The sequence below is a fragment of the Blastococcus sp. CT_GayMR19 genome (genome assembly GCF_004570385.1).
GTDB lineage: Bacteria > Actinomycetota > Actinomycetes > Mycobacteriales > Geodermatophilaceae > Blastococcus_B.
The window spans coordinates 116,410-130,289 of sequence record NZ_SPQL01000010.1; the positions used below are offsets into that span (position 1 = coordinate 116,410).

At 76.3% G+C, this 13,880-nt stretch carries 15 protein-coding genes; 6 read left to right on the forward strand and 9 right to left on the reverse strand.

Annotated features, from left to right (window positions below; genetic code table 11):
- The first annotated feature begins 193 nt into the window (after positions 1–193).
- Positions 194–2,683, forward strand: coding sequence for a DEAD/DEAH box helicase (locus tag E4P39_RS14900; protein WP_135137357.1), 2,490 nt, complete (start codon positions 194–196; stop codon positions 2,681–2,683).
- A 365-nt stretch (positions 2,684–3,048) separates the two neighbouring features.
- Here E4P39_RS14900 and E4P39_RS14910 read toward each other — a convergent pair whose 3' ends face one another.
- From E4P39_RS14910 to ssd, 6 genes are all read right to left on the reverse strand, one after another.
- Entirely contained in the window at positions 3,049–3,489 is a 441-nt protein-coding gene (locus E4P39_RS14910; RefSeq protein WP_135137358.1) for a TadE family type IV pilus minor pilin, read from the reverse strand.
- Positions 3,490–3,537: 48 nt separating this feature from the next.
- Positions 3,538–3,810: a DUF4244 domain-containing protein gene (locus E4P39_RS23265; RefSeq protein ID WP_135137359.1), complete on the reverse strand. Its 273-nt coding sequence runs from the start codon at positions 3,808–3,810 to the stop codon at positions 3,538–3,540.
- A 124-nt stretch (positions 3,811–3,934) separates the two neighbouring features.
- Positions 3,935–4,681: a type II secretion system F family protein gene (locus tag E4P39_RS14920; RefSeq protein ID WP_245159852.1), complete on the reverse strand. Its 747-nt coding sequence runs from the start codon at positions 4,679–4,681 to the stop codon at positions 3,935–3,937.
- Positions 4,682–4,694: 13 nt separating this feature from the next.
- Positions 4,695–5,510 (reverse strand): pilus assembly protein TadB, encoded by an 816-nt coding sequence (locus tag E4P39_RS14925; RefSeq protein ID WP_135137360.1) that lies wholly within the window; start codon positions 5,508–5,510, stop codon positions 4,695–4,697.
- A complete protein-coding gene (locus E4P39_RS14930) occupies positions 5,507–6,658 on the reverse strand; it encodes a TadA family conjugal transfer-associated ATPase (RefSeq protein ID WP_135137361.1) in 1,152 nt (383 codons plus the stop codon). The genes E4P39_RS14925 and E4P39_RS14930 overlap by 4 nt, the downstream gene beginning before the upstream one ends.
- Positions 6,655–7,746 carry a septum site-determining protein Ssd gene (gene ssd, locus E4P39_RS14935; RefSeq protein ID WP_135137362.1) on the reverse strand — a complete coding sequence of 364 codons (1,092 nt, stop codon included), beginning with the start codon at positions 7,744–7,746 and terminating at the stop codon, positions 6,655–6,657. The genes E4P39_RS14930 and ssd overlap by 4 nt, the downstream gene beginning before the upstream one ends.
- A 127-nt stretch (positions 7,747–7,873) precedes the next feature.
- Here ssd and E4P39_RS14940 point away from each other — a divergent pair, with 127 nt between their 5' ends.
- The 3 genes from E4P39_RS14940 (at position 7,874) to E4P39_RS14950 (ending at position 10,116) form a co-directional block, all read left to right on the forward strand.
- Positions 7,874–8,725 carry an HAD family hydrolase gene (locus tag E4P39_RS14940; RefSeq protein WP_135137363.1) on the forward strand — a complete coding sequence of 284 codons (852 nt, stop codon included), beginning with the start codon at positions 7,874–7,876 and terminating at the stop codon, positions 8,723–8,725.
- A gap of 52 nt (positions 8,726–8,777) precedes the next feature.
- Positions 8,778–9,053, forward strand: coding sequence for a hypothetical protein (locus E4P39_RS14945; RefSeq protein WP_135137364.1), 276 nt, complete (start codon positions 8,778–8,780; stop codon positions 9,051–9,053).
- Between the two features lie 178 nt (positions 9,054–9,231).
- Positions 9,232–10,116, forward strand: coding sequence for a hypothetical protein (locus E4P39_RS14950; protein ID WP_135137365.1), 885 nt, complete (start codon positions 9,232–9,234; stop codon positions 10,114–10,116).
- Positions 10,117–10,153: 37 nt separating this feature from the next.
- On the opposite strand, the gene E4P39_RS14955 is transcribed toward E4P39_RS14950, so the two are convergent.
- The 3 genes from E4P39_RS14955 to E4P39_RS14965 form a co-directional block, all read right to left on the reverse strand.
- On the reverse strand, positions 10,154–10,942 hold the full coding sequence (locus tag E4P39_RS14955; RefSeq protein ID WP_135137366.1) for an oxidoreductase: 789 nt from the start codon (positions 10,940–10,942) through the stop codon (positions 10,154–10,156).
- 91 nt (positions 10,943–11,033) lie between these two features.
- Positions 11,034–11,252, reverse strand: coding sequence for a hypothetical protein (locus E4P39_RS14960; RefSeq protein ID WP_135137367.1), 219 nt, complete (start codon positions 11,250–11,252; stop codon positions 11,034–11,036).
- 115 nt (positions 11,253–11,367) lie between these two features.
- Positions 11,368–11,688 carry a tetratricopeptide repeat protein gene (locus E4P39_RS14965; RefSeq protein WP_135137368.1) on the reverse strand — a complete coding sequence of 107 codons (321 nt, stop codon included), beginning with the start codon at positions 11,686–11,688 and terminating at the stop codon, positions 11,368–11,370.
- 205 nt (positions 11,689–11,893) lie between these two features.
- Here E4P39_RS14965 and E4P39_RS14970 point away from each other — a divergent pair, with 205 nt between their 5' ends.
- Together E4P39_RS14970 and E4P39_RS14975 are read left to right on the forward strand one after the other, a co-directional pair.
- Entirely contained in the window at positions 11,894–12,580 is a 687-nt protein-coding gene (locus tag E4P39_RS14970) for a DUF4383 domain-containing protein (RefSeq protein WP_135137369.1), read from the forward strand.
- A gap of 67 nt (positions 12,581–12,647) precedes the next feature.
- Positions 12,648–13,877, forward strand: a complete 1,230-nt coding sequence (locus E4P39_RS14975) for an MFS transporter (protein ID WP_245159853.1) — start codon at positions 12,648–12,650, stop codon at positions 13,875–13,877.
- The last annotated feature ends 3 nt before the right edge of the window (positions 13,878–13,880 follow it).

Sequence of the window (13,880 nt, forward strand, 5' to 3'; positions counted from 1 at the left end):
CGCGAGTGTAAGTGAGATCACAGCGTGTGCAGACGTATACGACGTTCTGTTGCCGGGATCACATGGTTGGGATTCTCTCCGCACGCCGGTTGCCCGGAGGTGTGACAGTGGACCCGTGACCGCGCGTGCGAGGTCACTCGGAGACACGGACCCCGTGGGGCACGGGGCAGACGAGCGCCGGCGAGGAGGTTCCATGACCACGCTCCACCCGCTCCGGCCGGCGCCCCCCTCCGGCACGGACGGCGCCCCGTCGGGTGGTCCTCGTTCCGGTGGAACACCTCCCGGGGGCGTGCCACCGGGGGCCGACCTCCTGGCGTCGGTGCTGGCGCGCACCGCCGAGGAGGATCGCCCGGTCACCCACGTCCACCACGTACCGGTCCGGGAGAGCCGCACCCTGCCGTGGCCGGCCTGGGTCAGCCCCGCCCTGCGCGACCGGCTGGAGGAACGCGGTGTCCGCGCACCCTGGCGTCACCAGGTGGATGCTGCGCAGCTCGCGCACGACGGCCGGCACGTGGTCGTGGCGACCGGGACGGCGTCGGGGAAGTCGCTGGCCTACCAGCTGCCGGCGTTGACCCGGCTCGAGGCGGACCCCCGCGCCTGCGTGCTCTACCTCGCGCCGACAAAGGCGCTGGCCCGGGACCAGCTGGCGTCGGTCGCGGCGCTCGCCGACCCGTCCGTGCGCCCGGCGGCCTACGACGGGGACACCCCCGGCGAGGAACGGGACTGGGTGCGGCGGCACTCGCGCTGGATCGTCACCAACCCGGACATGCTGCACCGCGGGATCCTGCCCGCCCACCAGAAGTGGTCCAGCACCCTGCGGCGGGTCGCCTACGTCGTGATCGACGAGTGCCATGCCTACCGCGGGGTGTTCGGCTCCCACGTCGGGCACGTGCTGCGCCGGCTCCGGCGGATCTGCCGCCGCTACGGCGCCGAGCCGGTGTTCGTGCTGGCCTCGGCCACGGTCGCGGAGCCGGCCGCCGCCGCGAGCCGGCTGGTGGGTGCACCCGTGGAGGCGGTCACCCAGGACGGCTCGCCCCGGCCCGGCGCCACGTTCGCGCTGTGGGAGCCGCCACTGACCGAGCGGACCGGCGAGCACGGGGCACCGCTGCGGCGCTCGGCCGCCGCGGACGCCGCCACGCTGCTGGCCGACCTGGTCGAGCGCGGTGCCCGGACGCTGGCGTTCGTGCGGTCGCGGCGGAGCGCGGAGTCGGTGGCCGACCAGGCACGCCGGCTGCTGCACGAACGGGGGCGCGACGACCTGGTCCGGCGGGTGGACTCCTATCGGGGCGGTTACCTGCCCGAGGAACGGCGGGAGCTGGAACGGGCCCTCTCGGCCGGCGACCTGCTGGGTGTGGCGACGACGAACGCCCTGGAGCTCGGCATCGACATCGCCGGGCTCGACGCGGTGGTGCTCGCCGGTTACCCGGGGACACTGGCGTCGCTGTGGCAGCAGGCCGGCCGGGCGGGCCGGGCGCAGAAGGAGTCGCTCGTCGTCTTCGTGGCGCGGGACGACCCGCTGGACCACTACCTCGCCCACCACCCCCGGGCGGTCTTCGGCCGGCCGATCGAGGCGACCGTCACCGATCCGGCCAACCCCTACGTGCTCGGCCCGCAACTGTGCTGCGCCGCGGCGGAGCTGCCGTTGGCTCCTGCGGACCTCGACGACTTCGGCGGGCCGGTCGCGGAGGCGCAGCTCGAGGAGCTCGTGGCCGCCGGGCAGCTCCGGCGGCGGCCGGCCGGCTGGTACTGGGCCGGTCGCGGACGACCCGACGTCGACATCCGCGGCAGCGGCGGGGAGCCGGTGTCGATCATCGAGGCCGCGACCGGCCGGCTGCTCGGCACGGTGGACGCCGACGCCGCGCACTCGACCGTCCACGACGGCGCCCTCTACGTCCATCGGGGGGACACCTTCGTCGTCGACGAGTTCGACGTCGAGGACGCGTGCGCCGTGGTGCACGCGGACAACCCCGAGTGGACGACCGTGGCCCGGGACGTCACCGACCTCGGCATCGTCACGATCGAGCACACCCGCCGGCTCGGTGCGGTGACCGCGCACACCGGCGTGCTGGACGTGACCAACCAGGTGGTCGCCTACCAGCGGCGTCGCCTCGGCACCGGGGAGGTGCTCGCCGAGTTCCCCCTGGACCTGCCGGCCCGGCAGCTCCGTACGCGGGGCGTGTGGCTGACGTTCGACACGCTCGCGGTGGAGCGGGCCGAGGTCGACGAGGTGGAGCTCCCCGGTGCGCTGCACGCCGCCGAGCACGCGGCGATCGGCATCCTGCCGCTGCTGGCGACCTGCGACCGCTGGGACCTCGGGGGGCTCTCGACCGCCCTGCATCCCGACACCGGGGCCGCCGCGATCTTCGTCTACGACGGGCACCCGGGCGGGGCGGGCTTCAGCGAGCGCGGCTTCGCGGTGCTCCGGCGCTGGTTGCAGGCCACCCGCGCCACCGTCGCCAGCTGCGAGTGCGAGAGCGGCTGCCCCTCGTGCGTGCAGTCGCCCAAGTGCGGCAACGGCAACGATCCCCTCGACAAGGCGGGTGCGGTGCGGGTGCTGGACGTGGTCCTCGACGAGCTCGCCGCCGCCGAAGGCCCGCTCGACGACGACGACGCCTCGAACGTCGCCGCCGCCGTCCCCGGACGCCGGGAAGCGGTGCGGGCCGGCGCGTCCGGGGCCTGGTGAGGCCGCGGCCCCCGGCAGGACCGGCCCGGCTCGGGCCCGCGCCGTCGCAGCGCGCAGCCCGAGTGGCCCCAGCCGCACGGGCACGCTGACGGCGACCTCCACGACCGCTCCCCCGCCCACCGTGCAGCCGGTCAGCTCGGCCGCGTTCGCGTCGGCCACGTCCGCCGCGACGGAGCAGGCGCCGGGATCGCCCACGACCACCCGCCCGGCCGCCGCGAGGGCGGCCAGGTCGGCCGCGGCGCCGGCACGATGGCGGGCGACCACCGCGGCGCCGAACAGCACGACCGCCATCCCCACGACAGCGAGGACGCCGGCGAGCGCCACGACCCAGACGGTGGCGGACCCCCGCTCCCCGGACAGCCGCTTCACCCGCCCGAGCCCCTGCCTCCGGCCGTGACGCCAGCCCCGGCCCCAGCCGCAGCCCCAGACCCAGCCCCGGCCACGGCTCCGGCTCCCCCTCCGGCGCCGGCGCCGGCGCCGGTGACGGCCGGCTCCAGCCGCGCCACCGCCTCGGCCGACACGTCGACGCCCAGCGGCACGGGGCCGAGCGGCGTGATCCGACCCGAGACGCCGACCCGCACGTCCTCGCCGTCGAGCGCCACCGAGACGGTCGTGCCCGCCGGAGCCGCCCGGAGCACGAGCGCCCGCACCGTCGCGACGTCCTCGCCGCGCGCCGCCGCCCGCGCGCCTTCGCGGGCGGCGTCCACGCAGCGCAGCTGGGCGCCCACCACGGTCACGGCCGCGACGGCCCCCGCCAGGACGAGGAGCAGCACCGGCAGGACGACGGCCGTCTCCGCGGTGACCATCCCGGCCTCGCGGCACCGTCGCCGACCGGTGCAGGGGCGGCACACCGGTCAGGACAGGGTCGCGAGCGCGGACTCGACGAGGTCGGTGAGCCCCGTGACGATCGAGCCGCCGGTGACCACCCGGTAGAGAACCGCCGCGAAGGCGCAGGCCGCCACCGTGCCGACGGCGTACTCCGCGGTGCTCATGCCGGCCTCCCCGGTCGCCCGCACCGCCCGCCACCGCCGCGTGAGCACATTCGATCTGCCCTCGTGCGATCGTGCACCGGCCGGTGCGTCCGGTTCCGCCTCGGTCTCGCCAGGTCGTGCCTGCCTGCTGGTCATGGGTGCCTCCTCCGGTCGCGGCCCGACGTCCGGGCCTTCTGCGTCGACCCTCGCCGTCGCGGAGACGGCTTCCCAGGTGCTGCGCGGATCTGTGGAGGGCGGCCGCCGCTGTGGACGACGGCGGTCAGCCGAAGACGTCGCCGGCGATCCCGAGGATCAGCGGAACGACGCCCAGGCAGACGAACGCGGGCAGGAAGCAGAGGCCGAGCGGCGCGAGGATCCACACCCCTGCGCGGCGGACATCCGCCTCGGTCGCGGCACGGGCAGCCGCTCGGCCGTCCGCGGCGAGGGCCCGCAGCGCCGGCGCCACCGTGGAGCCCGATTCGCCGGCCCGGACCAGGACCCGACCCAGACCGGCCAGCTCGGACGGGACGTCCGCCCAGGCCCGCCGGGGGTCGGCGCCCATCCGGTAGAGGGACGCGATCCCGCGCAGCTCCGGTCCCAACGGGGCCGGCATGGCCTCCCCCACCGCGGCCAGCGCACCGGCGACCGGCACCCCCGCGCTCAGGCAGACCCCGAGCAGGTCGCACGCTGCCGGCAGCTCGCGGACGAATGCCGCTCCTGCCCGGTCGTCGGCTCCCCGTGTCCGGAGCAGCCGCTCACCACCCACGGCCACCCCGAGCGCGACCGCCGCGCCCGGTCCCCCGCCGACCAGGATCCCCAGCGCGAGGCCGGCCGCCCCTGCCAGGGCCCATCGACGGCCCCGCGGGGTGGCCAGCGGACCGACTCCCGACGACGTCCCGGCCGGCCGCGGCTCCCCCCGCAAGTGCAGCGTGCGGGCCCGCCGGGCCACGGCATCACGCGGGGAGACCCACAGCAGGAGCGCGACCGCACAGAGGAGCAGCACCGGCCAGGGCGGCTGAGAGTTCACCGACGTGCGCCGATCACCGCAGCACGCGCTGCACGAGGCGGCGCGACCACGCCAGGCCGGCGAGCTCGAACGCGGCCCCGGCCACGAGCAGCACCTGGCCGGAGCCGGTGGTGGTGAGGACCCGCCAGGGGTCGGCGCCTATGCCACTGCCCATCGCCAGCCCGAGAAGCGGCAGGCCGGCCAGCAGCATCGCGCTGGCCCGCGGGGCCGCCGTGGCCGATCGGAGCTCCTGCCGTTGCCTCCGGCGGGCGCGCAGGTCGTCGTCGACGGCGCCGACGACGTCGGCCAGCGAGCAGCCGGTCCGGGTACTGAGCAGCACGGCCGCCGACAGCCGGTCGAGGGCGGCACCCACCGCGTCGTCCGCGCCGGAGGTGCTGGAGGGCGACCGGAACGCCGGCGCCGGTACGCGGACGGCGCGGGCGAGGGCCCGGCCGCTCTCCGCTGGTGCGCAGGCGGCCACCGCGGCGGTCGTCGCCGCCTCGAGCGACCGACCGCCGCGCAGCTCCGCGGCCAGTGCGCCGAGCCCTTCCGCCAGACCCGTGAGCCGGCCCTCCTCCGTCCGGTCGCGGCGGGCGGCCATCCATGACCGCGCACCGACCAGGGCGGCGATCCCCGCCACCAGGGCGACGAGCGGGGTACTCAGCACCGCCGCCATCCCGACCGTCCCGGCCGCCGCGAGCAGCGGGACCGCAGGTTCGTCCAGCCGCGGCACGTGCGCGAGCCTCCCGACCGGTGAGAAGCCGAGCCGAGCCGCCCGCCGCGAACGCTCCGCGCGCCGATCCGGCCAGAGCAGCACGGCCAGGGCGGCCGACAGGAGTGCGCCGGTCACGGCGCCTCCCCGCCGGCCGGGGCCAGGAGTTCCTCCAGGCGGCCCCTGGCCGGGACGGGCCGTCCGTCGGCGCTCCAGGCCGGCTCGACCGTCACCAGGTCCCCGATCCGCTGAACCACGCCGATCTCCGCCACCCGGCGGCCTTCCGGCATCCGCCGCAGGTGGACCACGACGGCGAGGGCAGCGGCCAGCTGGCTGTGCACCGCCTCGCGGCCCAGCCCGGCGGCGACACCGAGCGCCTCCAGCCGGGCGGGGACCTCGGCCGGCCGGTTGGCGTGCAGCGTGCCGCAGCCCCCGTCGTGCCCGGTGTTCAGAGCGGCGAGCAGGTCGGTCATCTCCGCCCCGCGGACCTCGCCCACCACCAGGCGGTCCGGCCGCATCCGCAGCGCCTGGCGCACGAGGTCGCGCAGGGTCACCTCCCCCGCGCCCTCGACATTGGCCGGGCGCGCGAGCAGGCGGACGACATGGGGGTGTGCGGGCGCCAGCTCCGTCGCGTCCTCGCAGAGCACCATCCGCTCACCGGGATCGACCTCGCCCAGCAGCGCCGACAGCAGCGTGGTCTTCCCGGAGCCGGTGCCACCGGTGATCAGGAAGGCCAGCCGCCGCCGGACGAGCGCGCGCAGCAGCTCCTCGCTCGCGCCGGGCAGGGTGCCGAGCGAGGCGAGGTCGTCCAGGGTGTGCACCGACCGGCGCAGCACCCGCAGCGACAGGCAGGTGCCCGTCGAGGACACCGGCGGCAGCACGGCGTGCAACCGGGTGCCGTCGGGGAGACCGACGTCCACCCATGGCGACGCGTCGTCCAGCCGCCGGCCCGCAGCGGCCGCCAGCCGGACCGCCAGCCGGCGGACCGCGTCGTCGTCGGCGAACGAGACGTCCGTGCGCTCCAGGCCGGCACCCCGGTCCAGCCAGACCTGTCCGGGTCCGTTGACCAGGACGTCCGTGACGCCGGGGGCTCGCAGCAGGGGCTCCAGCGGGCCGGCTCCGGCGAGCTCGTCGACGGCGTCCCGGACGATCCGGAGCACCTCGTCGTCCCCGAGCAGGCCTCCGGTCTCCGCACGGACGAGCGCGGCCACGCCCGCCCGGGACGGCGGCCCCTGCTCCAGGGCGAGGCGGGCGCGCACCCGGTCGAGGAGGGCCGGGGCGCTCACCCCGTCGTCCTCGGCGCGAGGGCATCGAGCGAGATGGCATCGAGCGCGAGGCGGGCGAGCGAGCCCAACGGGGACCGCGGCGAGACCGCGGGCGGCTCACCACGCTCCCCTCGCGGCACGACGCTGCGGTCGTGCGGCAGGCCGCCCAGGACCGGCCGCCCCACGACGTCGGCCACCTCGTCCCGGGAGAGGCCGCCGGCCACCTGCCGGACGACGAGCCGGGCCTCCGCCCAACCCGAGCCGGGAGCCTCCACCAGCAGTCGCGCCGCCGTGGCCGCCCGCAGCCGGGCAGGGACCACCAGGACCGCGAGGTCGGCGTCCGCGAGTACGGTCTCGACGGCCGGTCCCCCGACCGTCCCCTGGCGGGGCAGGTCCACCACGACGGGCCGGCCGCCGGCCCGGGCCGCGTCGATCACGGCCGTCAGCGCCTCGACGGGGACCGGCTCGGGAGCCGAACGGGACGCCGCGAGGACGTGGACGCCGCCGACCTCCGGCAGGGCCGCCATCAGTGCGTCCCCGTCGACGCGTCCCCGCAGGCCCGCCAGCTCCGGCCAGCGCAGCCCCTCGGCCCGCTCGGCACCCAGGAGCAGGTCGAGCCCCGCGCCCCACGGGTCGCCGTCGACGAGCACCACGCCGGGCGCCGCGGCCAGCGCCACCGCGGCGGCCAGGGTGCTCGCGCCGGCGCCTCCGCAGCTGCCACCCACGGCCACCAGCCACCCGCGCTCCGCAGGCGCCCGCGCCGCGGCGGCCGAGCGGGACAGCAGCCAGGCCTCGTCCTCCGGCAGCACCGCCACGCGCTCCGCGCCCACCTCGACCGCCGCGGCCCAACCCGCGGCCGGTAGCGGGCATCCGGAGACGACGACCACCCCGGGCCGGCGCGGCAGCGCCCGCACGGCACCGCCGCTCAGCGCGTCGGCACCGAGGAGGACCAGCGGCGCCTCCCGGTGCGCCCGGCGCAACGCCGGACCGCCCGTGGCCAGCTCGGGTTCGGTGCCCGCCGCGGCCAGCAGCCGGAAGAGATCGTCGAGCAGTTCCTCGTCGCTGCTGACGACGAGCGGACGGGCGGGCGGGGTGCGGGCGGTCGACACGGCCCCGAGCCCACCCGACGGTGGGCAGACAGTGCCAGGCCGGCGCCGAAACTGTGGATGACCCGAACGGGTGTGGACGGCGCGCGGGATCCGCCGCTGTCAGTCGGTCCACTTAGAGTCGTGCCTTGTGACCCGCGCAGCGGCGTTCTTCGACCTGGACAAGACGGTCATCGCCAAGTCCAGCACCCTGGCCTTCGGCCGGCCGTTCTTCAACGGTGGGCTGATCAACCGGCGCGCCGTCCTCAAGACCGCCTACGCGCAGCTCGTCTTCTCCCTCGCCGGCGCCGACGCGCAGCAGATGGAGCGCCTGCGGGCCCAGCTCACCGCGATGGTCACCGGCTGGGACGCCGCCACCGTGCACGACATCGTCCGCGAGACGCTCCACGAGATCGTCGACCCGCTGATCTACGCCGAGGCGGCCGACCTGATCGAGGAGCACCGCGCCGCCGGTCGGGAGATCGTGATCGTCTCCAGCAGCGGCGAGGAGATGGTCGCCCCGATCGGCGAGATGCTCGGGGTCGACCGCGTCGTGGCCACCCGCATGGTCACCGTCGACGGCCGCTACACCGGCGAGATCGACTTCTACGCCTACGGGGAGAACAAGGCCGCGGCCATGCGCGGGCTCGCCGACGACGGCGGTTACGACCTGGCGGACTGCTACGCCTACAGCGACTCGGTCACCGACCTTCCGATGCTGTCGGCCGTCGGGCACCCCACGGTCGTCAACCCCGACCGCGGCCTGCGCAAGGCGGCGCTCGAGCACGGCTGGCCGGTGCTCCAGTTCACGCGCCCGGTCAGCATGCGGTCCCGCTTCTCCGTGCCCGCGGCCCCGGTCGTGACCGGCGCCGCGGTCGGCGTCGGCGCGGCCGTGGTCGGCCTGGCCTGGTACGCCCGCCACCGTGCGCTCCGGGCGGCCCTCGTGGCCGCGGCCGACGCGCCCGGCCCCCTCAGCGGCCGGTGGCGGCGCCGCGGAGCCTGACGCTCCGGCGGGGCACCCCCGCGCCGGCCGCGCGGTGCTTCATCCTGCCGTCGTGCTCACGGTCGTCCTCGCGTGGCTGGGCCTGCTGGCCGTCCTCGCCGGCGCCGTGCTCTTCGGTCAGACCGCCCGCACCGCACCCCGGCCACGGCGCCCCCGGCCACGGTCCGCGCGGATCGGACTCGCGATCTCGTTGTCCGGCCCCTGGGTGGTCGCGCTCGTCGCCGCGGGCCTGGCCGCGTTCACCGGTGAATGGCTGACCGCCGCGGCGATCGGGGCCTGCGGAGTCGCTCTCGTGGCCGTCGTGGGCGTGACGCTGCACCCGCACTGAGCATCCGGCGCCGGCAACCGCCCGGTCGCCAGGGATGCCGGCGACGGCTCCGTCGCCGGCGACGCGGGCCCTTCCGGATCGTCCACGCGTCGTGTCGGTGACGGACGCGTCGGGGGGGTACCCGAGCCCGCCGCTCGACAGTAGGGTCCGGCCCTTACCGGAACTTGGGGGGCCATTCGTGCTGGAAACCGCTGCCCGGCTGCCCGGCCACGCGAAGCAGGAGGTGCTGGCCCGGGTGGCCCCGTTGCGTCTCCTGGCCGACAGCCGCCACCAACGCCGCCTCCGGCAGTTCGAGCCGCGGTTGCCCGTCCTGCCTCCCGAGCACGAGGCGGTCCTGGCGGGGGTGCGGACCCGCGGAGCGTCGGTGACCTCGCTGGACGCCCTCGATCTCCCTGGCACCGCCGAGCTGAAAGCCGGTGCACGAGCGCTCCAGGACCAGTTCTCGCACAGTTCCCGGAGCGACGCGTCCACGGTCCGGTTTCCCCGGGACTGGGTCATCGAGAAATCCGCCGTCTGGCAGTGGGGCCTGAACGAGCAGATCCTGGACATGGTCGAGAGCTACATCGGTCTGCCGGCCCGCTACAACGGCGCCAGCGTGCGATGCGAGCGGGCAACGGGCGAGGCGATCGGCGTCCGCCAGTGGCACCGGGACGTCGAGGACCGCCGGATGCTCAAGTTCCTGATCTGGCTGAACGACGTCGACGAGGACGGCGGCCCCTTCGAGTACGTCGACCGGGCATACACCGCGGACCTGACCCGCTCATTGCACTACGTCTCCGGTTACGTCAGCGATGAGGCGATCCGGCGGCAGGTCCCGGATTCGGAATGGCGTCGCGGTACCGGGCCGACGTGGACGTGTGTCGTCGCCGACCCGCGCAACCTGTTCCACCGGGCCATGCCGCCCGTTCGGCGTGACCGGTACTCGCTGACCCTGTCCTACACGTCGCGCTCCCCCATCAGGACGCTGTCCGCCCACCCACCCGGCCGGCAGGAGCGCGAATGGGCGACCACCGGGCTCAATGCCCGTCAGCTCGCCTGCCTGCCCAGGGCATATACGAGGTGAAGACCGCGGACTGAGCCCCGGCGGCTGGCGCCGGCACTCAGCCGCGCAGCAGGCTCTCGCAGATCGCCAGGCCCTCGACGGCGCCGTGCTCGGTCGCCCGGCAGCAGTGCACCAGCCAGCCCGCCACACCCGCGGGCTCCCCGGACGCGTACCCGGCCAGCGCCGCCGCGTAGGCCTCCCGACCCAGCTCGGCGAAGCCCACCTCCGGCACGGAGACCGCCTTGGCGTCGAGGCCGCGGGTGATGCCGGTGAGACGGCCGGCTGCCCGTGCCACGACCCCGTCGGAGGTGCCGAACGGCCGCAGGGCCGCGAGCTCGCCGTGCACCAGGCCGGCCACGACGACGGCCGGCGCGGCGGTCCCCCCGGCGACCAGGGAGAGCAGCCCGGACAACCGGGGGCCGGCGTGCGGCGCGGGCCGGCCGAGCGAGGCGGCGTCCACCAGGTCGGCCGCGGCCAGCACGTGCAGCCGGGCGAGGACCTGGCCCGGTGCGCGCGGCCAGGTCTCGACCATGCCGCCGAGGGCCGCCGAGACGCGGAGCGACCCCTGCACGACCGGGTCGTCGACCGTGCCCGCGCGAAGGTCGGCCAGGGGCACGTCCACGCCCTCGAGCGCCGCGGAGGCACGCGCACCCCGCAGCGCCGACTCCGTGCTCACGCCCGCCGACTCGCGGCGCAGCACCTTGTGCCGCAGCAGCCGGTCGACGGCGGAACGAGCGGCGTCCGAGGCGTCCCGCACGCCGGGCAGCTCCAGCAGCGGGGCGAGCGGGTCGGGGGCGCCGGGGCGGTTTCCGGGACCGGCGGCGCCGGCACGGACGGGGATGGTCACGCCGTCGACGGTACGAGGCGCCCCGCTCGCCGGTTCCGCACGGTCCGCAGCCGCGGCCCGGCTGCGTGACCGCGAGTCGCGCCGGGAACGATCAGCGCCGCCGGAGCAGCCCCTGCACGAGGCCGCCCAGGCCGCTGGAGCGCGCGGGTACCGCCCGGCCGCGGCCGACACCACGGCGTAGCCCCCGCCCGGTGGGCTGTGCCGTCCGCCGGCTGGGACGGGCGGCGCCCCGCCCGCCGCGGGCGGCGCCGCGGGTGGCGCCGCGGGTGGCGTTCTCTGCTGAACCGATCAGTCGTCCGAGGATGCTCATGACCGCTCGGTACCCCACTCCGGCCGGTCCTCCGCCCGGAGCCGGTCCCGTGCGCCTGTCCGCGGCGCGGCGTCACCCTCCGCCGCCGGGCGACGGCCCCACCGGATGCGGGCGATCAGGCCGCGCCGAGCGCGTCGGCGATGCGGTGCTGGACGGCGGCGTCGTCCGCCCGGCTCTGCCGGTCCAGCGTGCGGGCGAGCGCACGGCGGGCCCACGCGTCGGACGGCGCCAGGGCGACGAGGCGGGTGAGCACGTCCTCGGCCGGTCCGAGCTGGGCGGCGCCGAAGTAGGCGCGGGCCAGCAGCTCCAGGCCGGCGCGGTTCGACGGCTCGGCCGCCACGACGCGTTCCAGGATGCGCGCGGCCTCGGCAGGCTTGGACATCGCGAGGGAGAACTCTGCCCGCTGGAACTCCGCATGCAGGTCGAACTGCGTCATGCCTTCTGGAACGGCGACAGGGGCGCCGTCCTTCCCGACGCCAGGGCGCCGTCCTTCCCGAAGCCGGGCTCCGTCCTCCCCCGCCGGCCGCCGTCCCTCCCGGAGCCGGGGCGCCGTCCTTTCCCGAGCCGGGCCGCCGACCGCATCCACCCGGTGCCGGCGGGCGAAGAAGGGTGTACCACCCCTCCGTTCCCGGGAGTCTCCGATGCAGTTGCGCCTCTCCCTCCACCCGCGCACGGCGAACGGCGCCTCGGGGCGCGACCCCGGCCAGCGGGTCCTGGCCGTGCACCGGCTGGGTGCCGTGGCCGTCGCCCTCGTGGTGCTGGTCTTCGGCCTGCTCGGCTTCGCCGGCGGGCTGGACTTCTTCTCCACCAGCGGCGAGCCGATCCTCGGGATGTCGTCCAACGGCCTGCTGTCGACCGTCTCGGTGGTCACGGCGGTCGTCCTCATCGCGGCCGCCGTCCGGGGGGCGCGGATCGCCTCGACGGTGATGATCGTCGTCGGCTCGCTGTTCCTGCTCTCCGCGCTGGTCCACCTCGCCGTGCTCCGCACCGGCTTCAACGTGCTCGCCTTCGAGATGACCAACGTCTTCTTCTCGATCGGCGCCGGACTGACGCTGCTGGTCCTCGGCACCTACGGCCGGGTGAGCGGTTCCCTGCCCCCCGACAGCCCCTACGCCCGTCCAGCAACCGGCGAGGCCCCGGAGCCGCCCGAGTCCTACCCGTCGACGCCGGCGGAGTTCGCCGTCGAGCGGGCGATCCGCGAGGCCGAGATCGCGGTCGTCAACCACGTCGCCACAGCCGAGCAGCGCCGCCGCGTCGCGGCCATGGCCTCCGAGCGCACCCGGGCCGGCCGCCGCCGGGTCTGGATGGATCTCGACGCAGCGGCCTGACCCGCCGGTCCGCCGCGGCACCGGCGCGCCGGGAATGCTCCGCTCCCGGCCGGGCTTGTCCTCGGTCGTGGCCCCTCGCGTTCCGCGCACGACGGCTTTCTGGTCGATCGCCGTCCTGCTGCTGCTGGTGCTGGCGGCCTCCGGCGTCCCCTCCCCGCTCTACCGCGTCTACCAGCAGGAGTTCGGCTTCAGCGACGGCGTGCTGACCGTCGTCTTCGGCGTCTACGCCTTCGCCCTGCTCGCCGCTCTGCTCGTCGTCGGCGCCCTGTCCGACCACATCGGCCGACGCCCCGTCCTGTTCGCGGCCCTGCTGCTGCAGGCGGCCGGCATGGTGATCTTCCTGGCGGCCGACGGGGTGGGCTGGTTGCTGGCCGCACGCGTCGTGCAGGGGTTGTCCATGGGCGCGCTCACCGGCTCGCTCGGTGCCGCGCTGCTGGACTTCCAGCGCAGCGACCGACCGCTCGGCGCCCTCGTCAACAGCGCCTCTCCCGGACTCGGGCTGTCGATCGGCGCCCTGGGCGCCGGCCTGCTCGTCGAGTTCGTCCCCGACCCGACGACCTGGGTGTTCGGCGTCCTCACCGTCGCGCTCGTGCTGGCGGCGGGCGGCGTGCTGCTGCTCCCGGAGTCCTCGCCCCGCACACCCGGCGCGCTGGCCTCGCTGCGTCCCCAGGTGCACGTCCCCTCCGCGCAGCGGCGCGACTTCCTCCTCGTCCTCCCGTGCCTCGTCGCGACGTGGGCGCTCGGCGGTCTCTACCTGGCCCTGGGCCCGTCCCTGGCCGACGAGGTCTTCGCCATGGACGGCGACCTGGCCGGCGCCCTGCTGATCCTCGCGATGCAGGGGACCGCCGCGATCGGGGCCGTCCTGGCCCGCCGGCTGGCCGGGGAGCGCGCCATGGTCGTCGGTGCCCTCGTGTTCGCCGCCGGCGTCGCGGGCACGGTGGCCTCCCTGCTGACCGGCTCCGTGACGGTGTTCTTCGCCGCCGCCGTGGTCTCGGGCCTCGGCTTCGGCGCAGCCTTCCTGGGCGCCATGGCGACGGTGACCCGCGGAGTCGCCCCGGGCGAGCGGGCCGGCCTGCTGTCCAGCGTCTTCGTCGTCGGTTATCTCGCCTACAGCGTCCCGGCGATCCTGGCCGGCTTCGCCGCCGCGGAGATCGGGCTGCAGACCGCGGCCGTCGTCTACGGCGCCGTGGTCATCGGCCTGGCGCTGGTCACGGTGACCGGACTGCGGCTCCGGCGGAGGTCCGACCGGCGGGAGGCCGCCCCCGTGGCCGAACCCGCCGAGGCCGTCGCCGCCTGAGCC

Excerpts from the sequence above, each read along its gene's own strand:
- E4P39_RS14900 (WP_135137357.1), top strand. The coding sequence starts at position 194 with ATGACCACGCTCCACCCGCTCCGGCCGGCGCCCCCCTCCGGCACGGAC.
- E4P39_RS14910 (WP_135137358.1), bottom strand. The coding sequence starts at position 3,489 with ATGGTCACCGCGGAGACGGCCGTCGTCCTGCCGGTGCTGCTCCTCGTC.
- E4P39_RS23265 (WP_135137359.1), bottom strand. The coding sequence starts at position 3,810 with ATGACCAGCAGGCAGGCACGACCTGGCGAGACCGAGGCGGAACCGGAC.
- E4P39_RS14960 (WP_135137367.1), bottom strand. The coding sequence starts at position 11,252 with ATGAGCATCCTCGGACGACTGATCGGTTCAGCAGAGAACGCCACCCGC.
- E4P39_RS14965 (WP_135137368.1), bottom strand. The coding sequence starts at position 11,688 with ATGACGCAGTTCGACCTGCATGCGGAGTTCCAGCGGGCAGAGTTCTCC.
- E4P39_RS14970 (WP_135137369.1), top strand. The coding sequence starts at position 11,894 with ATGCAGTTGCGCCTCTCCCTCCACCCGCGCACGGCGAACGGCGCCTCG.